Here is a 23,535-nt window from a genome sequence, read left to right on the forward strand (position 1 = left end):
CCCATACACGACGCACACGTGCGTCAACGCAACCAGGAGAACGCGCGCTCGAGTCGGGCTGGCACGTCGTCGAGATAGCAGCGGCCGTGGCCCACCACGACGCGCTGGGGCTTCCAATCCATCATCCGCTGCAAGCACTCACGCGCCCGTGCCTTGCGCCCCCACGTCGTCACCTGGACCTCGCGAGGCGTCTGGCCCGGCCACATCGCTCCCCCCAGGGACAACAGCCAGCGGAAGCGCGTGTGGACACGCTCGGGCTCGAGCGCCAGGACCATGTCCGCGACAATCAACGTCGAAGAAGCCCTGTGGAAGAACACGACCTCTTCGATGTAGCGGCTGCCTCGGAAGATGAGCTGGTGGAGGTCCTCCGCCCACGCGGACGGCGGCGCATCACCCAGGTCCGCATCGAAGGTGACGTCGAAGCCTTGCGAGCGGGCGCGCTCACGGACACCCGGAGAAGCCCACGCCGTCGCCTTCGGGTAGCGAGCCTTCCAGGCGGAGATGGCCATGTAGTGGAGTCGATTGGGTGAGACCAGGTGCTCCACTGGCCCCAGCGCGTCGACCTCCGCGAACAACTCCGGTGTCGGCGCCGTGGGCGACCACACCCACAAGCCCCCGGAGCGCAGCCGGACCACCACCATCCGCGTGGGGAACGGCAGTGACACCGGGCCCATGCTCATCCTGGCCACGGGGCCGTCCACCATCCAGAGGTCCTCCGCCAACGGCTTGAGGGTCGAGAGCGGAGTGTAGAGACCGATTCCGTCGGACCACTCCACGGGAGCATCAGCGCTCGCGCGGTTTCCAGATGTCATGTGCCCGACACTACCCAATCCCTGCTCATCCCATCCATCCGTATCGGCTCAGGGATAACGCGGCACGTTCGGCTCGGCTTCCGGCAGCGGAATGAACTCCGTCTCGCCAGGAACCTGCCCCATCCGGCCCGCCTTCCAGTCCTCCTTGGCCTGCTCGATGCGCTCCTTCGAGCTCGACACGAAGTTCCACCAGATGTGACGCGGTCCGTCCATGGGCTCGCCCCCGAAGAGCAACAGCCGGGAGCGCGACGTCCCCCCGCCCTTCGCCACCACTTGCGCCCCTGGACGAAGCACCAGGAGTTGACCCGGGCCATATCCCTGTCCCCCGACCTCCACCTCCCCCTCCGCGACGAAGAGACCGCGCTCCTCGTGCTCGACAGGCACCTGGATGCGTGTCCCCGCGTCAAGCTTTACATCCGCATAGAAGAGCGGGGACTGCGTCTGGACTGGCGAACGCGCCCCATACATCCCCCCCGCGATGAGGCGCACTTCCAACCCTGGGTCTTGAATGACCGGCAATGCTTCCGCGGGTGTATGGACAAACGAAGGCGCGTCCTCCTCGTGGCGCCCGGGCAGCGCGACCCAGAACTGAATGCCAAACAGCCGGCTGCCATGAGCCCGCACCTCCGGAGGGGTTCGCTCCGAATGCGCGATGCCGCGCCCCGCCACCATCCAGTTCACCGCGCCTGGCTGAATGGCCTGGACCTTCCCCAACGTGTCGCGGTGAAGAATCTCTCCCTCGAAGAGATACGTCACCGTCGCCAGTCCGATGTGGGGATGAGGCCTCACGTCCAACCCCTTCCCCGACTGGAGAATGGCCGGCCCCATCTGGTCCATGAAGATGAACGGCCCCACCATCCTCCGCCTCGACGAAGGCAAGGCCCGGCGCACTTCGAACCCATCCCCCAAGTCCCTCGTGCGAGGAACAATCACCGTCTCCAGCGCGGACCCTGGATCTCCATCAATAAAAGGCTCTTCAGGCATCTTCCAAGCCATTCGTACACACCCTTGTAAAAGTACGGCTTGCCCGCACAGAACAGCGGTTCTCGCCGAAGTGGCCCAAGGCTGTCCATCCCTCCGGCAGGAATGAAGCCCAAAAGGAGATGTCAGCATTTACGCCTCACCCTGAATCCAACGAAGATTCAGCGTTCCCTTTCGCCCAGCGCCGCTGGCGGAGGAAGGGAACCGCAACTCTCCCTGGAGGGTGTCTTGAGAATCACACACACGTCAGTTCACCTTGGTATCTCGAGAGTCATTGTCGCAGCCCTGCTGCTGATAGGAGGACTCCTCGGCGGCGAGGCCTCCGCTGCCCACTTCACCGTCTTCGAGAGCGGACAGGTTCGTCCCCTGGCCCTCTCGCCGGATGGAAAGCTGCTCTTCGCCGTCAACACCCCCGACAACCGTCTGGAGATCTTTCGCGTCGGCAACAACGGGCTGAGCCATCGAGGCTCCGTGCCCGTGGGCCTGGAGCCCGTGGCCGTCGCGGCTCGCACGAACGAGGAGGTCTGGGTCGTCAACCACCTGTCGGACAGCATCAGCGTCGTCCGGGTGAATGACGAGGGCCAGGGTGGAACGGTGACGCGGACGCTGCTCGTGGGCGATGAGCCCCGCGACATCGTCTTCGCGGGCCACGGCCGCAGGCGCGCGTTCATCACCGCCGCGCACCGCGGACAGAATGCCCCGTTCAACCCCCAGCTCACCACGCCGGGCATCGGCCGCGCGGACGTCTGGGTCTTCGACTCGGACAACCTGGGCAACACGCTCGGCGGCACGCCGCTCAACATCCTGACGTTCTTCGCGGACACGCCTCGCGCGCTGGCGGTGACGCCCGACGGCTCACGCGTCTACGCGGCGGCGTTCCACTCCGGCAACCGCACCACGGCGCTGCACGAGGACGCGGTCCCGGATGGCGGCGAGGCCGTGGGCGGCGTCCCCGGTCCCAACACCAACTACGCGGGCATCCCCGCCCACGAGACGTCCATCATCCTCAAGCAGGAAGGACAGGAGTGGCTGGACGTGCTGGGCCGCTCGTGGACGTCCAAGGTCCGCTTCACCCTGCCCGACAAGGACGTCTTCGCCATCAACGCCACCGCCAACCCGCCCGCGGCTGTCACGGGCCCCGGCGGCGTCTTCTCCGGCGTGGGCACCATCCTCTTCAACATGGTCGTCAACCCCGCCAACGGGAAGGTGTACGTCAGCAACACGGACGCCCGGAACGACCTGCGCTTCGAGGGCCCCGGCACCTACGCCGGCTCCTCCCTGCGCGGCCACCTGCACGAGAGCCGCATCACCGTGCTGGGCGCCTCCAGCGTCACCCCGCGCCACCTCAACAAGCACATCGACTACTCGACGTGCTGCGCGCCCACGCCCAACCCCGTGAGCGAGAAGAGCCTCGCGCAGCCCACGGGCATGGCGGTGACGTCGGATGGCGCGACGCTGTACGTGGCGGCGTTCGGCTCGTCGAAGCTGGGCATCTACTCCACGGCGGCCCTGGAGACGGACACCTTCGTGCCCAACAGCGCGAACCACATCCAGCTCACCGGCGGAGGTCCCACGGGCCTCGTGCTGGATGAGTCCCGCCGCCGCATCTACGTGCTGACGCGCTTCGATAACAGCATCTCCGTCATCAACACCACGACGCGCCAGGAGATTGCCCACCTGTCCATGTTCAACCCGGAGCCTCGCAGCGTGGTGGAAGGTCGCCCGTTCCTCTACGACGCCCGCAACAGCTCCAGCCACGGCGACTCGTCCTGCGGCAGCTGTCACATCTTCGGTGACTTCGACAGCCTGTCGTGGAACCTGGGCAACCCGGACCTCGACGTGAAGGCCAACCCCAACCCCATCGTCCCGAACCTGCCCGAGTTCGGCGATGACCCCACGTTCGGCCAGAACACGTCCTTCCACCCGCTGAAGGGGCCCCTGTCGACGCAGAGCCTTCGCGGCATGGCCAACCATGGCCCCATGCACTGGCGCGGCGACCGCAACGGAGGCTTCACCGCTCCCAGCCTCCAGCCCAACAGCGGCGCCTTCAACGAAGCGGAGGGCTTCAAGCAGTTCAACCCGGCGTTCATGGACCTGCTGGGCCGCAGCGCGCAGCTGCCCCCGGAGCAGATGCAGAAGTTCACCGACTTCATCCTCCAGGTCGCCTACCCGCCCAACCCCATCCGCAACCTCGACAATGTCCTGACGCCCGCGCAGCAGGCCGGCCGGGACTTCTTCGTGAACACCACGTCGTTCTTCCACGGCGCCTGCGCCGCGTGCCACACCATCGACCCGAACGGGAACCCGGGAGAGGGCCCGTTCAAGGGGTTCTTCGGCTCGGACGGCCGGTCGTCCTTCGACGTGTCGACGTTCTTCCCCCGGGTGCCGCATCTGCGCAACGCCTACCAGAAGGTCGGCATGTTCGGCACGCCCGTCGTGTTCGGCAAGCAGCCCATCGACCCCTTCATGGGGGACCAGATTCGCGGCTTCGGCTTCAACAGCGACGGCTCCATCCCCACCCTGTTCAACTTCGGCAGCGGCTTCGACTTCGACCCCATCCAGAACGCCGTGGGCATCCCCAATACGCCGGAAGGCCACGCCATCAAGAAGAACATGGAGCAGTTCATGCTCGCCTTCGACACCAACCTGGCCCCCATCGTGGGCCAGCAGGTGACGCTGACGGCGGGCCTCGGCGCCGTCGCCGGGCCTCGCATCAACCTGATGGTGGCTCGCGCCAACGCGGGCGAGTGCGAGCTGGTCGCCAAGGGCCGCTTCGGCCCGCATGAAGCGGGCTTCCTCTACACCGGCAATGGCCAGTTCACCGTGGACCGCCACGACGTGGGCCCCGTGTCCGATGCGCACCTGCGCGCGGCCGCGACGTCGAACGGTGGAACGCTGACGTACACGTGTGTGCCTCCGGGCTCGGGCGTTCGCATCGGCATCGACCGGGACCTGGACGGAGCACTCGACGGCGACGAGCGGCGCGCGGGCACCCACCCCGCGGATCCGCTGAGCCACCCGTGAAGGCCGTGAGCTGAAACACCCCCGTGGCGCGGACAACCCCGACCGTCCGCGCCACGGGCTCCCACGGGGTGTCCCGGCCTCGCGCCCGCCTGCTCCCCGGGTATCCGGACACCCAAATCGCGAGGAAAGTCGGGAAGTTGAGGGACCGGCCGAGCGCGTGTTACGACCGCCTGCGGCCATTCTCCCTACCCACGCCCTGGCCCCTGGAGCGGGCCTTCCATGAGCGAGCGCAACGATATTCCGCGGGCCCCCGTCACGGCCGCGCCTCCGGTTCCTGGAGCGCCCGTGAAGCCCGCCCCCGCCGCCAGCGAGGTCCTCACCCAGTCCGTCCAGGCCGCGCCCGCGGCGCCCCCCTCGCCCAGCATGGAGGACGAGGCCCGCGAGCGCATCGCCTCCCTGGAGCGTGAGGCACGCGCGCTGAGCACCACCGACGGACAGGCCGCCGCGGTGCTCTTCCACGAGGTGGGGCTGCTCTGGGAGGAGCCGCTCAAGAATCCGCGCAACGCGGCGGTCGCGTTCCAGAACGCCTACAAGCTGGCGCCCCGCTTCCTCGTCAACATCCGCGCCGCGCGCCGGCTCTTCGCGGACGTGGGCAACTGGCAGATGGTCATCCAGTTGCTCGACGCGGAGCTGGCCGCCACCGACGACACGCGCCACCAGGCCGCGCTCCTGTTCGAGAAGGGCATCGTCCTCCAGGAGCGGCTGTCTCGCGACGACGAGTCCTCCGCGTGCCTGCGCCAGTGCCTGGAGCGCCGGCCCACGGACGTGGTGGTCCTCACGCAGCTGGAGTCCGTCTACGCCGCGCGCAACGACGCCGCCGCGCTGGTGGAGGTCTACCGGCTCCTCGCGGCCGCGGTGCAGCAGCCGTCGCTGCGCGCGCACTACCTCACGTCCGCGGGCCTGCTGCTGGAGGAGCGGCTCAAGCAGCGCGAGCCCGCCGCCGCCCTGCTGCGCGAGGCGTTCGCGCTGGACCGCACGGACCCGCTGCTGCTCGCCGCGCTCAAGCGCGTGTCGGAGCGCGAGGGCCGGACCGACGAACTGCTCGAGGCCCTCACCGCCGAGGCGTCGCTCCTGGGGTCGCAGGCCGCTCCCGCGTACCTGCAGATCGCCAAGGTGCACGAGCGGATCGGCCAGAAGGAAGAGGCGCTCGCCGCGCTCCTGGATGGCCGCCGCGCCGCGCCGCATGAGCCCCTGGTGCTCAGCGAGCTGGCCGGCATCTACGAGACGCAGGGCCGCTACGAGGAGCTGGCGGACGTGCTGCTCGCGCGCGTGGGCTCGCTCAACGACGAGAGCGAGCTGGTGGCCACCAACCTGCGGCTGGCCGCGCTCTACGAGGAGGTCCTCAAGCGCGAGGTGGACGCGGCGGCGCGCTATCAGGCCATCGTCGCGCGCATCCCCGGCCACGCCGCGGCGCTCGCCGGCCTGGGCAAGCTCTACTACCGCATGCAGAACTGGGAGGGGCTGGTCTCCGTCTTCGACGCGGAGGTCGCCGCCGCCGAGGACGCCAAGCAGAAGGCCGCGCGCATGTACAAGGCGGCGGAGATTCTCGAGGAGCGGCTGGGTCGGCAGGAGGACGCCATCTCCCGCTACAACTCGTGCCTCCAGCTGCAGCCGGGCTACCTCCCCGCGCAGAAGGCCCTCACCCGCCTCTTCGAGCGACAGGGCCGCTTCGCGGAGCTGGTGGCGATGTTCGAACAGGACCTGCTCCAGACGTCGGACCGGGACCAGCTCATCACCACGCTCAACAAGATGGCCGGCGTGTACGAGGACCGGCTGGGAGACCTGGACCACGCCATCGAGTGCATGAAGCGCATCCTCGACCTGGCGTCGGACCACCTGCCCACCATCCGCAACCTGGCGCGGCTGTACGAGCGCGCGGGCCGCTACCGGGAGCTGCTGGAGACGCACGACCTGGAGGCGTCGCTCGCGGGCGACACCAAGCAGGTGCTGTCGCTCCTGCACCGCAACGCGGAGATCCTCGACGAGAACCTGAAGGACCGCCCGGGCGCCATCGCCGCGTATGAGCGCGTGCTGGCGCTGTCTCCCTCGTACCTGCCCGCGCTCAAGGCTCTGGGCCGGCTGTACGCGCAGGACGGCCGCTGGGAGAAGCTGGTGGACATGTACCGGGCGGAGTCGGAGAGCTCGACGTCCACCGAGCAGGCCGCCGCGCTCATCTACAAGATTGGCGAGCTGTACGAGCAGCGGATGTCTCGCGAGCACGAGGCCATCGCGTCGTACCAGGAGGCGCTGATGCTGGCGCCCAGCTACTTCCCGGCGCTGCGCGCGCTGGCCCGCATCTACCGGGCGCAGGGCGCGTGGGAGAACCTGGTGGAGATGCTGCGCGAGGAGGCCGCCAACCGCACGGACCCGCTGGAGCGCGCCAACGCGCTGTTCCAGGCCGCGGTCATCTGGGAGGACGCCCTCCAGCGGCCCGAGCTGGCCATCGAGACGTATCAGGAAGTGCTGCGGCTCACGCCGGGCCATGCCGCCACGCTGCGCGCCCTGGAGCGGTTGTTCCTGGCGCAGGACAACGTGAAGGAGCTGGTGGCCATCCTGGACCGGGAGACGCAGGTGGGCGGCACGCCCGCGGCCAAGGTGACGGCGTACCTCAAGCTGGCGCGGCTCTATCTGGACCGCTTCCAGGAGCCCTCGCGCGCGGCGCTGTGCTGCGAGGCCGTGCTGGGCCTGGACGCGGGCAACCTCACCGCGCTCACGCTGTTGGAGCGCATCCGCGCGTCGGACCGGCCGCGCCGCGCGGAGCTGCGTCAGCGCCTGGCCGAGCGCGTGAAGGACCCGCGCCTGGCCACCGCGCTGCGCCTGTCCGCGGCGGTGGACCTGGACAAGGGCCCCGCCGAGGGAACGCTGGAGGCGTACAAGCGCGCCTTCGAGGCGGACCCGGCGGATGCGCGGCTCGCCTTCGCGCTGGAGCGCTCCCTGCGGCTCGCCGGTGACGTGGCGGGCCTCGCGCGGCTCTACACGCTGCGGCTCGCCCACGCCCGCGACGCCGATGAAGCACTGGAGATGCTCCTGCGCACGGCCGAGCTCGCGGAGGTCCGCTTCGGGGACCTGGAGCGCGCGGCGGCCCTCTACAAGCAGGCGCTGGAGCTGCAACCGCATTGCATCCCGGCGCTGCAGGGGACGCGGCGCGTGGCGATGCGGCGCGGGGATGCGGCCGAGGCTCGGGCCGCGCTGGAGACCGAGGCCCGGCTCAGCAAGGACCCGCGGGGCGCCATCGAGGCGTTCATCGGCGCGGCGCGGCTCGCCTCGCTCGTGCAGAAGGACACGGACGGCGCGGCGGCGCTCTACAAGCAGGCGCTGGAGAGAGACCCGCTGCACCCGGCCGCGCAGGCGGGGCTGGAGGAGCTGCTCGCCCAGCGCGGGGGCTCCGCGGACCTGGCGGCGCTGCATGAGCGGCGCGCCGAGGCGAAGCTGGCGCAGAAGGACAGCACCGCGGCGGCCACGGGCTTCGTGAGCGCGGCGCGGCTCCACCATGCGGCCCTGGGCGACAGGACTCGCGCGGTGGCGCTGCTGGAGAAGGCGCTCATGGCGCAGCCGGGCCATGTCGAGGCGCTGGAGCTGCGCGGCTCGCTGCTCCTGGAGGCGCAGCAGTACGCGGAGGCCGCGGCCATGCTGAGCCAGCGCGTGCAGCAAGGGGGAGACCCTCGGACGCTCGCGGCGTTCCACCTCACGCTGGGCGGCCTGTACCAGACGCATCTGCAGGACCCGACGCGCGCCACGGCGCACCTGATGACCGTGCTCTCCTCGCAGCCTCGGCACATCGAGGCGCTGGAGCGGCTGGCCTCGATCCATGCGCAGGCCCGCAACTGGACCGGCGCGGTGGACTGCCTGCACAAGCTCCTGCAGCAAGACCTGCCCGTGGAGTCGCGGGCGCGCTTCACGCTGGACCTGGCGCGCACCTACGACGAGGGACTGGGCGACGCGGCCGCGGCCACCCCGCTGTATCGCCGCGCGATGGAGCTCTCGCCGGGAGACCCGGCGTTGGTGGACCGGCTCGTGACGCTGTACGAGCGGGCTCGCAACCTGCCGGAGCTGGCGCAGATGCTGGAGGCGCAGGCGCAGTCCTCGGCTTCGGCGGCGGACCCGAAGCGGGCCGCGGCGCTGCGCATCCGGGTGGCGGAGCTGTACGCCGGCCCGCTGTCCGAGCCCGCGCGCGCCACCGCGCTGTACCGCCAGGTGGTCGACAGCGACGGTGCCCATCTCGCGGCGCGCTCGGCGCTCGCGGGGCTGTATGCGCGGGACACCTCGTCCGTGCCCCTGGCCGTCGAGGAGCACCGGCAGATCCTCCGCCAGGACCCGACGCGCGTGGACAGCCTGCATGCGCTGTTCAAGCTGTGGGAGGGACTGCGGCAGCTCGACAAGGCGTTCTGCGTGGCGTCGGTGCTGCAGTTCCTGCGCTCGGCGAACGAGGTGGAGCTGGCCTTCTACACGGAGGGCCGCACGCGGCTGGCGCAGGAGGCTCGCGAGGCCCTCACGTCGACGGACGTGGACACCGTGCTGCTGCATCCGGGTGTCCGCGGGCCGCTGCTCGAGGTGCTGCGCGCCATCGGCGACCAGCTCGAGAAGGTGTATCCCCCGAGCTTCGACATCGTCGGCGTCAATCCCAAGACGGACAAGCTCAAGCCGGACAGCGCCGTGTACAAGGCCATCCGCGGCGTGGCGCAGGTGTTCGGCGTGGAGGAGTTCGACGCGTACCAGTCGCGTCGTGGCCTGGCCGTGCTGGAGACCACCGAGCCGATGTCCGTGTGCATCGGCCAGGACGTGGTGCGGCGCTTCAACGCCCGGGAGCAGAAGTTCCTGCTGGGCCGCGCGGCGATGGGCCTGCTCAACAAGGCGGCGGTGCTGGAGAAGCTGTCCCAGGGCGAGACGGCGGACCTCTTCGGCAGCGCGGTGCGCATCCACGCGCCGCAGTTCGCCGCGATGGGGCGACGCAACGACGAGACGGTGAAGCAGCTGCGCAAGGCCTTCTCACGCAAGGCCATCAAGGCGCTGGAGAGCCCGGCGATGGCGCTGGGGGACGTCGCGAAGCTGGAGCTGTCGCCCTGGCTGGATGCGCTGGACTCCTCGGCGGACCGGGCCGGGTTGCTCATCACCGGGGACGTGTCCGTGGGCCTGGGCATGGTGCTGCGCGAGGACCCGAACTACGCGGGCGCGAAGCTGGACGCTCCCGAGCCCGTCATCCAAGCGGTGCGGGATGGAACGCGGCTGCGCACGTTGCTCGCGTGGTCCTTCACGGACGACTTCTTCCGGCTGCGTCAGCGGCTGGGACTGTCGCTGTAGCGTGACGGCTGGCGGCGGGAGGCTCGCTACTCCCGCCGCAGCACCGCGCCCTCGGGAAGTCCGCCGACGATTCGCGCGACGGCCTCCTCCACGGGGCCCCGGTCCGCGCATTCGATGGTGATCTTCACGCGGTAGTCCTTCGTGGGGTCGAACTCCGGATACGAGCCGATGGCCACGTGCGGCATGCTCAAGGCCACGGCATCCAGCACGGCGGCGATCTCACTCTCCCCCAGGCCCAGGAACAGGTTGTGGAGCACCACGGGGGTGCCACTCAGCCTCGCGAGTACCGTCTCCAACTGCATCCGGAAGAGCTGGGGCACGCCGGGCAGCAGGAAGATGTCTCCCACGGTCAGGACGGGGAACCACGTCCCCGCTTGCGGCAGCAGCACGGCGCCTTCGGGCGCATCCGCCAGGCGCATGCCTTCCGCCGTGACCTTGCCTCCCGGGGCGCGGGCCTCGATGAGCGACACCATCTCCGGCAGCCGCACCACCGGCTTCCCGAGGGCCAGCGCCACCGCCCGCACCGTGACGTCATCGTGGGTGGGGCCAATGCCGCCACTGGTGAAGACGTAGCGAGCCTTCTGACGGGCCCGGCTCATCGCATCGACGATGGCGTCCACGTCATCGAGGATGGTCTCCACCGAGCGGAGGGGGATGCCCACCTCGCGCAGCCGCTTGATGAGGTGTGGACCGTTCTGGTCCTGGACCTTCGCGGTCAGGACCTCATTGCCGATGATGATTGCCGCCGCACCCGAACGCTCCATGGAGTCGGGGACTCTACCGCATGGAGGTGAAGATGCGCCGCGCGAGTCTCGCGCCACACGGTGAGTGTCCATTTCCCATGTCGGCATACTGATTGCTCAGCGCAAGAGATGCACCGTGGCCGGGATGCGCTTTGGCCGGCTGCGTTGCCGATTCCGGAGCCCCCCTGATGACGAGCGTCTGTTCCCCGACCGTGACCGCGAGATTCTCCATGTTCCGCCGAACGCTGCCCGTCTTCCCCATGATGCTGGCGTTGTCGCTCACCGCCTGCGGCGATGAGCTGAATCCGGAGCGAGTGCCGCCCCAGTCGGTCTGGGTGACTTCTCGCGTGGGGACACACTCGGAGCTCAGGACCCTCTCCTATGACCTGTTCCCGGGGGGCTACCTGGGCTTCGTGCGAGAAGGGACCCCTTCCCTCGGCGCGTGCGCCACATTCGCCCCGGGTGGGAGTCTGGGGGTGGATGGTGACTCGAGGGCATGCATGGTCCTGGACCTCGACAACGCGGTCCTCGGAACCGGCCCCAAGAAGTTCAAGGTCGCCGGGCAGAGCAGCTACACCGTCGCGGGGTCCTCCGCGACGTTCACCCCAGGGGCGGGACACTCGCCTGAGATCAAGAACGCCTACGCCAGCATCTTCTGCGCGGCCTCGGACCGGGCAGACGCCGTTCAGGACGTGTCTGGCCGGGTCGTGCTGGAAGAGAACAGCGATACGCGGCTGAGTGGCTACGTGGTGGCGACCAGCATCGGGAAGACGGTGGGCTGCACCTTCGGCGACAAGACCGAGGTGAACATCCGCTTCGACATCGCCCGCTGACCCCGTTGTCTCAGAATTTCATTTCAGGAATCCGTGGCGGGCCTCTGCTCCACAGAGGCTCGTCCACGGGTCGACGAGCGAGTCGCGCCTCCGGGCGTTCGCCGCCCTTCCCTTGTTGCCGAGAATCCATGAGGCGGCACTCCAGATTCGCTTCGAAGCCCTGACCTTCTAGCGCGACCACCCAGGGGCTGACAGTGGGGGCATTTCAATTGCACACTTCGGGCACCATGCCCCAAGCCCCCCATGTCTCCCTCCGAACGTTCGCAGCCCTCCCCTTCGCCCTGGCCCTGTCGCTCACCGCCTGCGGCGACGACGCCAAGCCAGGGGATGAAGACGCCACGGGCTACATCCGGACGAGCAAGCCCACCCAGGTCCTCTTTCACTTGAACCCGCAATTCGAGCTCAAGGACGGAGCGCCCCGGCGGTTGGGACTGTGCAAGTGGAGCGACCCGGACCCCAACACTGTCGATGATGAGTCGACGGCCTGTGCGAACGTCGCGTTCGACGAAGCGGCCCTCGGCACGGGCCCCAAGAGCTTCACCATCAAGCTCGGCGCCCTCCTCCCCCCGACCGGAGACGCCACCATCACCCCCCGCGAGGGCAACTCCTCCGAAATCAAGGAGGCCTATTTCTCGACGGGTGGTTGCCTCGCACCGCCCCAGCGAGGGGACACGACCCAGGAGCTCACCGGCACCCTGGTGTTCGAGGAGAATACGGCCACGCGACTCCGGGGACGTCTCGAGCTGCGCAGCACGGGGGCGACCCGGGGACGTTGCCCCGTCATGGATGCCGAGGCCGACCTGCGCTTCGACCTGCAGCGCTGACGTCTCCGTCAGCGCTTGCGGCCCAGGAGCCTGCGAATCTCCACGAGGGAGGCCGCCGTCACCGCCTCGATGCCCTGCTCGCCATCGATGTGGACGATGCGCTCCTTCTTCGCGCGGCGGCGGATGGCGGCCAGGTACTGCTTCGCGATGCGCCGCTGCGCCTCATCCGCCTCGAACAACTCCTCCGCGCCCCCCCGCACCGCGCGCCGCTTCGCCGCGACTTCGGGGGCGACTCCCACGAACAACGTCAGGTCCGGGGACACCGCGTGGCTGTTGATGGCCTCCACCCAGGCCATGGGCAGCGACGCTCCCTGGTAGGCCAGCGAGGACAGGACATACCGGTCGCAGAGGACCAGCTTCCCCTCCGCCAACGCGGGCAACACCCGCGCCGCGAGGTGGTCCGTGCGGTCCGCTGCGAACAAGAGCGCCAGCGTCTCGGACGTCAGCGGGCCGGCCCCATGGGGCAGCCCCAGCCGGCCCGTGAGGGCCTGGCGAATCATCGTCCCCACGGGCCCATCGGAGGGCTCGCGGGTGGTCACCACCACGTGCCCTTCCGCGCGGAGCGCCGAGGCCAGCCGCTCCACCTGCGTGGTGGTCCCCGCACCGTCGAGCCCCTCCAGGACGATGAACCGCCCCTTGCGGGCGGCCGTTCGCGCGGCGCTCACCGGGGCAGCAGCGCGGCGGGTTCGTCGAGCCGGAGCTGGCTGCGCAGCGCCAGCATGGCCTGGTAGCCCTTCAGCTCCTCGGCCAGCACGCGGCGGCCCAGGAGGTAGCGGCGCAGCGCGTACCCCAGCAGCACCACCGACAGCAGGGCCACGCCCCACGCCAGCAGCGGCGTGCGGAGGGAGTCATAGAACAGCTTGCCAGCAGCCCCCCCGAACATCAGGGCGACCATGGTGGCCACTCCCGTGTGCGCGAAGTGCGTGGTGCTCTGGCGGACGGACAGGCTCTCCTGGAGCCGGTCGAGCTGATTCCTCAAGTCCTGGGTATCGGCGCTCATTTCGGAGCCGGGCACCCTACAGCACCCCGTCTCACGCGTCGAGTCATCCAGCTCCCCCCACCCCCACCCACCGGCCCTCCGGAAATTTCAACGACATCGCAACGAGGGAGCAAGGCCCCCCTCGCGACGGGCTCATCCGCCCCATCACTCGGGCGCACGGCTGGTCGCGGGTTGGCTTGCCAGCCCGAAACGCAGACGCTACATGCGCCAGCACATGCAGACCCGCGAGCGGACAGAAGCCACCCCACGCCACGACACCCAGCTGTCCTCCATCGAGGACGCCATTCGCGATATCCGTGACGGCAAGTTCGTCATCGTCGCGGACGACGAGGACCGGGAGAACGAGGGCGACCTCATCATGGCGGCGGAGAAGGTGACGCCGGACCACCTGGCGTTCATGGTGCGCCACACCAGCGGCATCGTCTGCATGCCCATGCTGGCGGACCGGCTGGACGCCCTGCGCCTGCCGCAGATGGTCGCCGACAACAACGAGTCCCACCGCACCGCCTTCACCGTCTCCGTCGACTACAAGCACGGGACGACCACGGGCGTGTCCGCGGCGGACCGCGCGAAGACCATCCTGGCCCTGGCCGACCCGGACAGCCAGGCGAGCGACTTCCTGCGCCCCGGCCACATCTTCCCCCTGCGCTACCGCGAGGGCGGCGTGCTGCGCCGTGCGGGCCACACCGAGGCCACCGTGGACCTGTCCCGCCTCGCGGGCCTGGGCCCCGCCGGCATCCTGTGTGAGCTGGTGAAGGACGACGGCACGATGATGCGCATGCCCGACCTCCAGGTGTTCGCCCGGGAGCACAAGCTGGCGGTCATCACCATCGCGGACCTCATCGAGTACCGCCGCCGCAAGGACCGGCTGGTGCGCCGCGAGCCGGGCCAGCACACCGTCACCACCCGCTATGGCGAGTTCACCGCGCTCACGTACTCGTGGACGCCGGACGGCGCCAAGTCGCTGGTGCTGGTGAAGGGCGACCCCGCCTCCCGCCCCAGCACGCTGGTGCGCCTGCACGCCGCTTGTACCCTGGGCGATGTGTTCGGCTCGCCGACGTGCAACTGCAACGTGCTCCTGGACCAGGCGCTGGCCCGCATCGCTCGCGAAGGAAATGGCGTGCTGGTCTACCTGCCCGGCATGCACGGGGACGACTTCGGCATCCAGCACAAGCGCAACACGGACGGCAGCGCCTCCCTGGGCGCCGGCCCGCGCGAGTCCCGAGACCTGGGCATGGGCTGCCAGATTCTCAACGACCTGGGCGTGCGCTCGCTCCAGGTGATGACCAACTCGGACATCACCTACCGGGGCCTCGCGGGCTTCGGGCTCACCATCGACAAGCGCATCCCGCTCGTCGCGGACTGAGCGGTCTCCCCCCGTGCGTGGGGCTCCCCGAGCGAGGAGCCCCCGCACCGATGGGCCTCAGCCCAGGTCCGCCAGGGCCTCTCGCACCGCCGCCAGCGTGGCGGGCAGCGCGACGGGCGGATTCGCGTAGCGGCTGGCCACGTCCGCCAGCGTGCCCCGGTGGTAGCCCACCTTGAAGTCCGCGAACTTCAGCCCGTGCGCGGTGGACACCACCGCCACGCGCGCGCCCTTCGCGATGACTCCCTGGGCCACGAGCTTCTCCAGCGCCGCCAGCGCCACGCCCGTCTGGGGACAGGTGAAGGTCCCCTCGCGGTCCGCGCGAGCGGCCGCATTGGCCAGCTCCGACTCGGTGGCCTCCTCCACCACGCCGTCGAACGCCTCGAGGATTCGCACCGCGCGGCGGAAGGACACCGGGTTGCCAATCTGGATGGCGGACGCCAGCGTGGTCTGCGCCTGCATGGGGACCAGCTCCTGGAAGCCTCCGCGGAAGGCTCGGGCCAGGGGGTTGGCGCGCTGAGCCTGCGCCACGGCGATGCGCGGCCTCCGGCTGATGAGGCCCAGCTCCAACATCAGCTCGAAGCCCTTGCCCAGCGCGCTCGCGTTGCCCAGGTTGCCACCGGGAATCACCACCCAGTCCGGAGGATCCCAGCCCAGGTCCTGGCACAGCTCCACGGCGACCATCTTCTGCCCCTCGATGCGCAGCGAGTTCATCGAGTTGGCCAGGTACAGGCCCGTGTCCGCCGTCACCGCCTGCACCAGCCGCATGCAGCCGTCGAAGTCCGTATCCAGCGACAGCACGCGCGCGCCATTGGCGATGGGCTGCACGAGCTGCGCGAGGGAGACCTTGTCCCGAGGCAGGAAGACCACCGCGGGGATGCCCGCCGCCGCGCAGTAGGCGGACAGCGCCGCGGAGGTGTCGCCCGTGGACGCGCAGGCCACGGCCCGCAGGGGCACGCCCTTCGCCCGCATGTGCTTCACGGCCGAGACGAGGACCGTCATGCCCCAGTCCTTGAAGCTGCCCGTGGGCGACACGCCGCATTCCTTCAAGTCGAGCGCGGCCAGCCCCAGCTCCGACGCCATGCGCGGCAGCGGCTTGAGCGGCACACGGCCCTCGCCCAACGAGACGATGTCCTCCACGGGGAGCTGGGGATAGGCCCACTCGCGCTTGCCCCAGACGCCCGAGCCATCCGGCAGCCTCGCCGACCCGAAGCGCGACTCGAAGCGCCGGCGCCACTCCTCCGCGGGCACGGTGCGCAGGGCCGCGACATCGTGACGAACCTCCAGCAATCCCTCGCAACGCGGGCAGCGGTAGACGACCTCCAGCAGCGACGCGCGGAAGTCACAGCCCTCGCTGCACGCATACTCCGCCCGGAACACGGGCCCCTGGGCGCTCATGCTTCCTCCGCGAGACGCGCGCCGCACTCGTTGCAGTTGCGTCCCGGGCGGCCCGGCGTGTGGCACGTCGGGCAGGCCATCCACCCCTCCCCTTCCTCCGCCGTCCCAGTCACCACCACCGCCTGCGCCACACGCGCCCGAGGCATTCGCATGCCGCAGTTATCGCAGAGCAGCCCCGTGGCTTGGACATGCCTGCAGTAGCGGCAGGCGACCGCGCCCAGTGGGGCCGGGGTGCGCACGCCGTCGTCCGGCGCACGCCCGGTGTCCAGGCCATCGAGTCCCCCGGTGGGGGCATCCGCCGTGGGGCCGGACAGCGTGAGCTCCAGGTCCTGGACCACCTGGGCCGGGAGGTCCGGGCCACTGCGCAGGCGAGTCTCGTCCAGCTCCGGCAGCGTGGGGGCCAGCACGGCATCGCGGCCCCCTGCGTGCGGAGTGAGCTCCAGTTCCGGCAGCCGGGCCACGGGAGGAGTCGCGGTCACGGTGGTTGGAAACCGCTTCCCGCAGACGTCACACTCAATCCCCTCAGGCTGTACGTGGTCGCAGACCGGACAGATGATCATGATGCGCGCGACGTTACCGGGGGCCCACACTCGGGGGCAACGCGGCCGCGCTCGTCATGGGAACGAAGCGCACGGGGAGCAAGGACTCCACCTGGGGGAGCATCCCCGGCTCCCGGGCCCTGCGGATGCGCAGCAGCTCCTGCGTGCCCCCGGTGGGGCCCACCGGAACCACCATCCGCCCCCCTCCCTGAAGCTGGGAGAGCAAGGCCGTGGGGACCTCGTTCGGCGCGGCGGTGACCAGGATGGCGTCGAAGGGGGCTTGCTCGGGCCACCCTTCCCCTCCGTCCCCTTGCCGGAGGAACACGTTGTCGAATCCCAGACGCTTCAGCCGCTCGCGCGCCGAGCGGGCCAGCTCGGGGATGATCTCCACCGAGAAGACCTCGCGGCAGAGGAGCGCCAGGAGCGCGGTCTGGTAGCCGGAGCCGGTGCCAATCTCCAGCACGCGCTCGTGGCCTTGGAGCTGGAGCGCCTGCGTCATCAGCGCCACGACAAAGGGCTGGCTGATGGTCTGCCCATGGCCGATGGGCAACGGCACGTCGGCGGCCACCTCGCCCCGAGCCGCCTCCGGGACGAAGTCCGCCCGCGTCAGCCGAGCGACTCCTTCCAGGACCCGCTCGTCGTGAATGCCCTCCTGGGACAAGAAGTCCGCGCGTGCCTGGTCACCCATTCCTCGAAGCTAACGACGCCACGAGCCCCTCGCCCGAGGCTCCCTCGCGTCCGCTAGCCCACTTGCGCGAGCGCGAGCCGGCCTTCCCACCGCTCCTCCAGCGCCTTCACCAGCGCGAGGTGCTCGGGGGACTTCATCTCCGGGTCCCTCGCGAGGATACGCCGGGCCTCCGCCTGGGCCATTGAGAGGAGGTCTCCATCGCGCGCGAGGTTCGCCACCGCCAGCTCGGGCAGGCCGCTCTGCCGCGTCCCCAGGAACTCTCCGGGCCCTCGAATCTCCAGGTCCTTCTCGGCGATGACGAAGCCGTCGCTGCTCTGCTCCATCACCGCGAGACGCTCGGCGGACTCCCAGGAGCGCGCGCTCCCGGCGACGAGGTAGCAATGACTGGCCGCCGCGCCACGGCCCACGCGGCCACGGAGCTGGTGGAGCTGCGAGAGGCCGAAGCGCTCCGCCGACTCCACCACCATCACCGAGGCGTTGGGCACGTCCACGCCGACCTCCACGACGGTGGTGCACACGAGGACCTGGATGCGCTTCTCGCGGAACTCCTCCATCACCGCGTCCTTCTCCTCCGCCTTCATCCGCCCGTGAAGCAGGCCGACGCGCGCCTCGGGGAAGACCTTGCTCAGCTTCTCCACGCCGCGCGTCGCGTCCTCGAGGTCCAGCTTCTCCGACTCCTCCACCAGCGGGTACACCACGTAGGCCTGATGCCCCTTGGCCAGCTCCGCGGCGATGGACTCGTAGACGCGGGCGCGCTGCTTGTCGTTGAAGACACGCGTGTTGATGGGCGTCCGGCCCGGCGGGAGCTGGTCGATGATGGAGAGGTCCAGGTCTCCGTACAGCGTCATCGCCAACGTGCGAGGAATCGGCGTGGCCGTCATCACCAGCACGTCCGGCTTGAGCCCCTTGCTCATCAGCGTGTGACGCTGGAGCACGCCGAAGCGGTGCTGCTCATCGATGACCACGAGCCCCAACCGGTCGAAGGCAATCTCCTGCTGGATGAGGGCGTGCGTGCCCACCGCGAGGTGGATATCGCCCCGAGCCACGGCGTCGCGCACCTGGCGCTTGGCCTTCGCGGTGCCGGACGCGCTCACCAGGCCCACCTGGAAGCCGAGCGGGCCCAGGACCTTGCGGAAGTTGCGCTCGTGCTGCTCCGCCAGGATCTCCGTGGGGGCCATCACCGCGACCTGGTAGCCGTTCTGCAGCGCGACGAGCGCGGAGACCATGGCCACCGCCGTCTTGCCGCTGCCCACGTCTCCTTGCACCAGCCGGTTCATCGGCTCGGCGCGCGCCATGTCCCGGCTGAGCTCTTCCACGACTCGGGCCTGGGCGCCCGTGAGCTGGAAGGGAAGCGCGGTGCGCGCCTTCTCGAGGAACGCGGGTGACACGTCGAAGCTGATGCCCTGCTCCGCCTTGATGCCCTGACGCTTGAGCGCCATGCCCAGCTGGAGGAAGAACAGCTCGTCGAACGCGAGCCGGCGATGCGCGGGGCTCTGGTGCGCATCGAGCGCCTCCAGGTCCGCGTCCTCGGGTGGGAAGTGGATGAAGCGCAGCGCGTCCGGCAGCCCCATCAACTCGAGGCGACGGCGGAGCTCTGGAGGGAGTGGGTCCTCGAGGGCGTGCGCGTACTGTTCGCCGACGCGGGAAGCCAGCTCGCGGAAGGAGCGCTGCTCGCCTCGTTCGAAGCCGGGGTAGACGGGGACGATGCGGTTGAAGTGGACGGAGGTGGCGGAGTCCAGGTCCTCGGCCGGCTCGATTTCAGGGTGGGCCATCTCCCGGCCACTCATCGTCGCGCGCACCTCGCCGGAGAGGACCAGGCGCTTGCCCACCGTGAAGCGGCTCTTCAGCCAGGGGCCCGCGTTGAAGTACGTCGCGGCGATGCTGCCCGAGCTGTCCCCCACCACCGCGCGGAACATCCGCCGGCCCTGCTTGCCGGGGACGAAGTCCGCGACCTTGACCATGCCCACGGTGACGCCGCGCTCGCCGGGCTCGAGCTCCGCGATGGTGAGCAGACGCCTGCGGTCCTCGTAGCAGCGCGGCAGGAGGAAGAGGATGTCGCCCATCCGGCGCAGCCCCTTCTTGTCCAGCGCCGAGATGAGCCGAGGCCCCAGGCGCTTGCCGAGGGTCTTCAGCGGAGAGGACAGCGGGCCGGAGCGAGGCGCGATGGACAGGAGCTTCGCCTCGGAGCGCGACGCCTCCGCCGCCACGGCGCGCTTCTTCTTTTTCTGTTCCTTGCGGGCCTTGGCCGGGGCCTTGGATTCGGGACCGGTGTCGAGCGAAGCCTGGCGTGCGCCGCGTCCAGCGGGGCGAGGCTCGCCACCTCGTGCGGGAGGACTGGCAGCAGGTCGTGTCAGGCCCGCGTGCGCGCCATAGGACTGGCCATCGCCCCGGGCCGAGGAAGCGCCCGAACGCGGATCAGCGTCCTTCGCCCGAGGCGCGGCCGGAGCGGGCTCGCTCGACCGCCACGAAGGCATCTGCACATAGCCCGGAGGCGGCGCGACCGAGTCGGTTCCCAACGCGCGGCCCCGTGCCGAGGGCTCCAACTGCCCTTCCATCCCACGTGCCCGAGGCTCTCGCGCGGAGGAGGAGCCCGCTGCCGTGCGCGGCCCTTCGAATCCCGCGCCCTGCTGCTGACGAGGCGCCTTCGACATCTCGGCATTCGGCCGAGGAGCTCGCGCGGAGGAGGATCCCGCCGCCGCGTGGGCCCCATCGAACATCGCATCCTGCTGCTGACGAGGCGCCCTCGACGTCTCGGCATTCGGCCGAGGAGCTCGCGCGGAGGAGGATCCCGCCGCCGCGTGCGCCCCATCGAACATCGCATCCTGCTGCTGACGAGGCGCCCTCGACGTCTCGGCGTTCGCCCGAGGAGCTCGCGCGGAGGCGGAGGAGGAACCCGCCGCCGCGTGGGGCCCATCGAACATCGCATCCTGCTGCTGACGAGGCGCTCTCGACGCCTCGGCATGAACATCCGGCGTTCCGAGAGCACGACCACTCGCGGCCCCCGCATCCACTCGCGGCGCCGTGGGCCTCGCACCTTGGGCTCCCGGTGCGGCGCCCCCCTGCCCCCCTCCCATCACCGCCGAGCGGGGCATCGCTCCCCGTGCATCCGGCGCGCTCAACTCAGAAGCGTTCGTCCCGACCGCCCCGCGGGGTTCAGCGGACCTTGGCCGCGGGCTCGCTCCATCCCGTCCTGGCTCGCCACCACCGCCTCGCGCGCCGGGCTCACGCCCCAGCGGGGATGCCGCAGGGGGCTCCTCCGCGAGCCCTTCCAGCTCCACGGGCAGCACCACGCCCCCGAGCTTCAGCCCCGCCACTACCCGCCGCAGCGCCGCCTTGCGATGCTCCGGAACCGGGTGGTCCACATGCGGCAGCGCCGCGCGGAGCAGGCGCAAGGCCTCGGCGTTCACGCCGCTGGCTCCCGCCAGGGCGCGCTCCAAGACGGGGGTCAGCCCCTTCACGGTCGCGAGCATGGCGAAGTCGCGCTGGCACGCGTACCGGAGGGGTCCCACAAGACTGGCGAGCGGATGGTTCACGCGTGATTCACACCATCCATCCTACGGAACGGGGGTGACGTCTCCCAGAAAACGCAACCGGGGAAGCGAGCCGTGGCCCGCCCCCCCGTGGTTCCCTTCCGTGAATGGCCCGAGGCTCAGCCCTCGCCGGGGACGGCTTCGGGTTCAGGGTCCTCGAAGCGGATCTCCTGGATCTCCAGCTCGCGCACACCGCCCGGGCTCTGCACCGTGGCGACATCCCCCACGCGCTTGCCAATCAACGCCCGAGCCACCGGAGAGGTGACGGCGATCCACCGCTTCTTCAGGTCCGCCTCCAACTCACCGACGATGCGGTACGAGACGGGCTTGTCCGTCTCCGTGTCCAAGAGGTCCACCGTCGCCCCGAAAATCACCTTGTCACCGCCCAGCTTGCTGGGGTCGATGACCTCGGCGCGAGCAATCCAGTCATTCAAGTCCAGGATGCGCCCTTCGATGTGCGACTGCTTCTCTTTCGCCGCGTGATACTCGGCGTTCTCGCGGAGGTCCCCGTGAGCCCGGGCGACCTCGATCTCCCGCGAGATCTTCCCCCGCTCGACGGACTGCAGGTGCTTCAGCTCGGACTTGAGCTTGCGCAGCCCGGAGGGGGTCATCGGGATGTTGTCGCTCCCGCTAGCCATCGACACAGCTCCTTCCACCACTCCCAGGTTCACTAACGATTGAGGGCCGGCACCCCTCCCGGAGCCCGGCCCCCACCATGATGAAGGACTCAATGTAGGGAACCCGAGTCCTGAAGGTCAACGAAACCCGTACATGGCCCTCGGAGTCGCTGGGCGCACGCGGGGTGAGCCGCTAGGCTGCCCCTCGTGCTGTCCGTCCAGGAACTGCGTGCCCTCGCCGCGTCTCTGTCCGCCAAGGACTTCGAGCGGCAATTGGGGCCCTTCGCCCTCATCCAGCGTCCCCCCTCGGAGGCCTCGGCCGCGGTGCTCGCGCCCACCCGCATGGCGGACCCGGAGGACATCAGCCTGGGCATGATGTCGCTCCTGTTTGAATTCGAACACCTGCGCGTCGCCACCCTCCCGCCCCTCCACGCGACGGACCGCCTGCGCATCGGCCGGCGCATGGACTGCGACCTGGTCATCGACGACGCGTCCGTCTCCAAGCTGCACGCCGAGCTGCGCTGGAGCGAGGCCGACCACCGCTGCACCGTGCAGGACCTGGGCTCCACCAACGGCACCTTCCTCAACGCCGGCACCCTGGGACAGCGCGAGGCCACGCTGCGCGACGGCGACATCCTCAGCTTCGGAAACGTCCAGTACTGGTACCTGGAATCGAAGACGCTGCATGAGCGCCTGCGAGCGGGCGAGGCCACCGGCCTGGGCTCGCGCAGCGGCTAGACCTCGCCTCGCCCCCCGTCCCGTGGATAGGTTGCGCCCAGGAGCCAGGACACCATGACGCAGCAGAGCCCTCGCGACGAGCGCGACTACTTCGAACGCATCTACACCGCCGTCGAGCAGGTGCCCTGGGGCAAGGTGGCCACCTACGGCGACATCGCGACCCTCGTCGGAGACGGCTGTGATGCCCGCGTCGTGGGTCATGCGCTCGGCGCCCTGGGCGCTCGCTCCGCCACCGTGCCGTGGCAGCGCATCATCAACCGCACGGGCGGCATCAGCCTCACCGGGCATGGGCAGCGCGAGCGGCTCGAAGAGGAAGGCGTGGCCTTCGACGAGCGCGGCAACGCGCGGATGGACGCGCACCACTGGAGCGGCCCCAGCGAGGAGTGGGCTCGCGCGAATGGCTTCCAGACGCTGCCGCGCACCGCCGAGAAACCGGCCTCCGCGCAGCTTCAGCTGTTCTGACACGTCACATCCTGCACCAAGGGCTCGGCCTCCCGGCTGCTTGCCTGCGGGAATAGACGCGCGAGAGTCGGGCTCTTGCCCTCGGGCCGGATTCCGCCATGTCGCTCGCGCTATTCCGCTGGAGTGTCGTCCTGTTGCTGTGCCTGTTCACCTCGGCCGCCGTCGCGGGGGAGGTGCGCACGCGGAAGAACAAGGCGAAGGCCCCCAGGCTCGTGAGCCTCCCGGGAGGGCACCAGCTCCACCGAGACACCGCGACGGCGTACCAGCGCATGGCCCAGGATGCGGCGAAGCACGGCATCGTGTTGACAGTCACGAGCGGCTACCGCTCCCCGCATGAGCAGCGGTGGCTCTACGAGCAGTACCGGCAAGGCAGCGGCAACAAGGCGGCGCGGCCCGGCCAGTCGAAACACCAGCTGGGCATCGCGGTGGACCTCATCGTGGGCAAGCGCACGTCGAAGCGCTACCGATGGCTCAAGGCCAATGCCTGTCGCTTCGGCTTCCGCCGCACGGTGCGCTCGGAGCCGTGGCATTGGGAGTACCACCCTCGGAGCACCTTCCCTCCCGTGGCCGGCTTCGACTGCCTGGGCCGCAAGACGCGCCCGCCCGAGCCCCCCACGCCCGTGGCCACCCAGGACCCGAGCTGAGTCACCCACGCCCCATGCGGGCGCTCACGACGTCACAAAGA

18 protein-coding genes are annotated in these 23,535 nt (G+C 69.8%); 8 read left to right on the forward strand and 10 right to left on the reverse strand.

Annotated elements, in window-relative coordinates:
• Nucleotides 1-23 precede the first annotated feature (23 nt).
• Together MYSTI_RS22350 and MYSTI_RS22355 are read right to left on the reverse strand one after the other, a co-directional pair.
• Nucleotides 24-812 (reverse strand): DUF4336 domain-containing protein, encoded by a 789-nt coding sequence (locus MYSTI_RS22350; protein WP_015350062.1) that lies wholly within the window; start codon nucleotides 810-812, stop codon nucleotides 24-26.
• 48 nt (nucleotides 813-860) lie between these two features.
• Nucleotides 861-1,796: a pirin family protein gene (locus MYSTI_RS22355; RefSeq protein ID WP_201768919.1), complete on the reverse strand. Its 936-nt coding sequence runs from the start codon at nucleotides 1,794-1,796 to the stop codon at nucleotides 861-863.
• Between the two features lie 102 nt (nucleotides 1,797-1,898).
• Between MYSTI_RS22355 and MYSTI_RS22360 the strand changes: the two genes are divergently transcribed.
• Nucleotides 1,899-4,817 (forward strand): YncE family protein, encoded by a 2,919-nt coding sequence (locus tag MYSTI_RS22360; protein WP_015350064.1) that lies wholly within the window; start codon nucleotides 1,899-1,901, stop codon nucleotides 4,815-4,817.
• A 219-nt stretch (nucleotides 4,818-5,036) separates the two neighbouring features.
• Nucleotides 5,037-10,115 (forward strand): tetratricopeptide repeat protein, encoded by a 5,079-nt coding sequence (locus MYSTI_RS45345; RefSeq protein ID WP_015350065.1) that lies wholly within the window; start codon nucleotides 5,037-5,039, stop codon nucleotides 10,113-10,115.
• A 26-nt stretch (nucleotides 10,116-10,141) separates the two neighbouring features.
• On the opposite strand, the gene MYSTI_RS22370 is transcribed toward MYSTI_RS45345, so the two are convergent.
• Complete coding sequence (locus MYSTI_RS22370; protein ID WP_015350066.1) at nucleotides 10,142-10,879, reverse strand: competence/damage-inducible protein A; 738 nt, start codon at nucleotides 10,877-10,879, stop codon at nucleotides 10,142-10,144.
• Nucleotides 10,880-11,088: 209 nt separating this feature from the next.
• Here MYSTI_RS22370 and MYSTI_RS22375 point away from each other — a divergent pair, with 209 nt between their 5' ends.
• Complete coding sequence (locus MYSTI_RS22375) at nucleotides 11,089-11,691, forward strand: hypothetical protein (RefSeq protein ID WP_044281154.1); 603 nt, start codon at nucleotides 11,089-11,091, stop codon at nucleotides 11,689-11,691.
• 227 nt (nucleotides 11,692-11,918) lie between these two features.
• Complete coding sequence (locus MYSTI_RS22380) at nucleotides 11,919-12,515, forward strand: hypothetical protein (protein WP_015350068.1); 597 nt, start codon at nucleotides 11,919-11,921, stop codon at nucleotides 12,513-12,515.
• Between the two features lie 8 nt (nucleotides 12,516-12,523).
• Here MYSTI_RS22380 and tmk read toward each other — a convergent pair whose 3' ends face one another.
• Nucleotides 12,524-13,180 carry a dTMP kinase gene (gene tmk, locus MYSTI_RS22385; protein WP_015350069.1) on the reverse strand — a complete coding sequence of 219 codons (657 nt, stop codon included), beginning with the start codon at nucleotides 13,178-13,180 and terminating at the stop codon, nucleotides 12,524-12,526.
• Nucleotides 13,177-13,515, reverse strand: coding sequence for a hypothetical protein (locus MYSTI_RS22390; RefSeq protein ID WP_201768920.1), 339 nt, complete (start codon nucleotides 13,513-13,515; stop codon nucleotides 13,177-13,179). Before MYSTI_RS22390 ends, tmk begins: the two co-directional genes overlap by 4 nt.
• Before the next feature lie 214 nt (nucleotides 13,516-13,729).
• On the opposite strand from MYSTI_RS22390, the gene ribB reads away from it, so the two are divergent.
• Nucleotides 13,730-14,881, forward strand: coding sequence for a 3,4-dihydroxy-2-butanone-4-phosphate synthase (ribB, locus tag MYSTI_RS22395; protein ID WP_044900558.1), 1,152 nt, complete (start codon nucleotides 13,730-13,732; stop codon nucleotides 14,879-14,881).
• A gap of 57 nt (nucleotides 14,882-14,938) precedes the next feature.
• On the opposite strand, the gene thrC is transcribed toward ribB, so the two are convergent.
• From thrC to greA, 5 genes are all read right to left on the reverse strand, one after another.
• Nucleotides 14,939-16,276 (reverse strand): threonine synthase, encoded by a 1,338-nt coding sequence (thrC, locus tag MYSTI_RS22400; protein WP_015350072.1) that lies wholly within the window; start codon nucleotides 16,274-16,276, stop codon nucleotides 14,939-14,941.
• Complete coding sequence (locus tag MYSTI_RS22405; protein WP_233277929.1) at nucleotides 16,273-16,755, reverse strand: hypothetical protein; 483 nt, start codon at nucleotides 16,753-16,755, stop codon at nucleotides 16,273-16,275. The genes thrC and MYSTI_RS22405 overlap by 4 nt, the downstream gene beginning before the upstream one ends.
• A 94-nt stretch (nucleotides 16,756-16,849) precedes the next feature.
• Entirely contained in the window at nucleotides 16,850-17,503 is a 654-nt protein-coding gene (locus tag MYSTI_RS22410) for a protein-L-isoaspartate(D-aspartate) O-methyltransferase (RefSeq protein WP_015350074.1), read from the reverse strand.
• A 53-nt stretch (nucleotides 17,504-17,556) separates the two neighbouring features.
• A complete protein-coding gene (gene recG, locus MYSTI_RS41395; protein WP_233277930.1) occupies nucleotides 17,557-20,973 on the reverse strand; it encodes an ATP-dependent DNA helicase RecG in 3,417 nt (1,138 codons plus the stop codon).
• Nucleotides 20,974-21,152: 179 nt separating this feature from the next.
• Complete coding sequence (gene greA, locus MYSTI_RS22420; RefSeq protein WP_015350076.1) at nucleotides 21,153-21,671, reverse strand: transcription elongation factor GreA; 519 nt, start codon at nucleotides 21,669-21,671, stop codon at nucleotides 21,153-21,155.
• A gap of 186 nt (nucleotides 21,672-21,857) precedes the next feature.
• On the opposite strand from greA, the gene MYSTI_RS22425 reads away from it, so the two are divergent.
• From MYSTI_RS22425 to MYSTI_RS22435, 3 genes are all read left to right on the forward strand, one after another.
• Nucleotides 21,858-22,388: an FHA domain-containing protein gene (locus MYSTI_RS22425; protein ID WP_015350077.1), complete on the forward strand. Its 531-nt coding sequence runs from the start codon at nucleotides 21,858-21,860 to the stop codon at nucleotides 22,386-22,388.
• A gap of 54 nt (nucleotides 22,389-22,442) precedes the next feature.
• Nucleotides 22,443-22,850, forward strand: coding sequence for an MGMT family protein (locus tag MYSTI_RS22430; protein ID WP_015350078.1), 408 nt, complete (start codon nucleotides 22,443-22,445; stop codon nucleotides 22,848-22,850).
• A 98-nt stretch (nucleotides 22,851-22,948) separates the two neighbouring features.
• Nucleotides 22,949-23,494: a M15 family metallopeptidase gene (locus MYSTI_RS22435; RefSeq protein WP_015350079.1), complete on the forward strand. Its 546-nt coding sequence runs from the start codon at nucleotides 22,949-22,951 to the stop codon at nucleotides 23,492-23,494.
• The last annotated feature ends 41 nt before the right edge of the window (nucleotides 23,495-23,535 follow it).

The sequence above is a fragment of the Myxococcus stipitatus DSM 14675 genome (assembly GCF_000331735.1).
Taxonomy (GTDB): Bacteria; Myxococcota; Myxococcia; order Myxococcales; family Myxococcaceae; genus Myxococcus; species Myxococcus stipitatus.

Bases quoted from the DNA above. Each gene is read 5' to 3' on its own strand.
- recG (WP_233277930.1), bottom strand. From the start codon at position 20,973: ATGCTCGCGACCGTGAAGGGGCTGACCCCCGTCTTGGAGCGCGCCCTG.
- MYSTI_RS22370 (WP_015350066.1), bottom strand. From the start codon at position 10,879: ATGGAGCGTTCGGGTGCGGCGGCAATCATCATCGGCAATGAGGTCCTG.
- ribB (WP_044900558.1), top strand. From the start codon at position 13,730: ATGCAGACCCGCGAGCGGACAGAAGCCACCCCACGCCACGACACCCAG.
- MYSTI_RS22360 (WP_015350064.1), top strand. From the start codon at position 1,899: ATGAAGCCCAAAAGGAGATGTCAGCATTTACGCCTCACCCTGAATCCA.
- MYSTI_RS45345 (WP_015350065.1), top strand. From the start codon at position 5,037: ATGAGCGAGCGCAACGATATTCCGCGGGCCCCCGTCACGGCCGCGCCT.
- MYSTI_RS22355 (WP_201768919.1), bottom strand. From the start codon at position 1,796: ATGCCTGAAGAGCCTTTTATTGATGGAGATCCAGGGTCCGCGCTGGAG.
- thrC (WP_015350072.1), bottom strand. From the start codon at position 16,276: ATGAGCGCCCAGGGGCCCGTGTTCCGGGCGGAGTATGCGTGCAGCGAG.
- MYSTI_RS22410 (WP_015350074.1), bottom strand. From the start codon at position 17,503: ATGGGTGACCAGGCACGCGCGGACTTCTTGTCCCAGGAGGGCATTCAC.
- MYSTI_RS22380 (WP_015350068.1), top strand. From the start codon at position 11,919: ATGCCCCAAGCCCCCCATGTCTCCCTCCGAACGTTCGCAGCCCTCCCC.
- MYSTI_RS22435 (WP_015350079.1), top strand. From the start codon at position 22,949: ATGTCGCTCGCGCTATTCCGCTGGAGTGTCGTCCTGTTGCTGTGCCTG.
- MYSTI_RS22375 (WP_044281154.1), top strand. From the start codon at position 11,089: ATGTTCCGCCGAACGCTGCCCGTCTTCCCCATGATGCTGGCGTTGTCG.
- greA (WP_015350076.1), bottom strand. From the start codon at position 21,671: ATGGCTAGCGGGAGCGACAACATCCCGATGACCCCCTCCGGGCTGCGC.
- MYSTI_RS22390 (WP_201768920.1), bottom strand. From the start codon at position 13,515: ATGAGCGCCGATACCCAGGACTTGAGGAATCAGCTCGACCGGCTCCAG.
- MYSTI_RS22350 (WP_015350062.1), bottom strand. From the start codon at position 812: ATGACATCTGGAAACCGCGCGAGCGCTGATGCTCCCGTGGAGTGGTCC.
- MYSTI_RS22430 (WP_015350078.1), top strand. From the start codon at position 22,443: ATGACGCAGCAGAGCCCTCGCGACGAGCGCGACTACTTCGAACGCATC.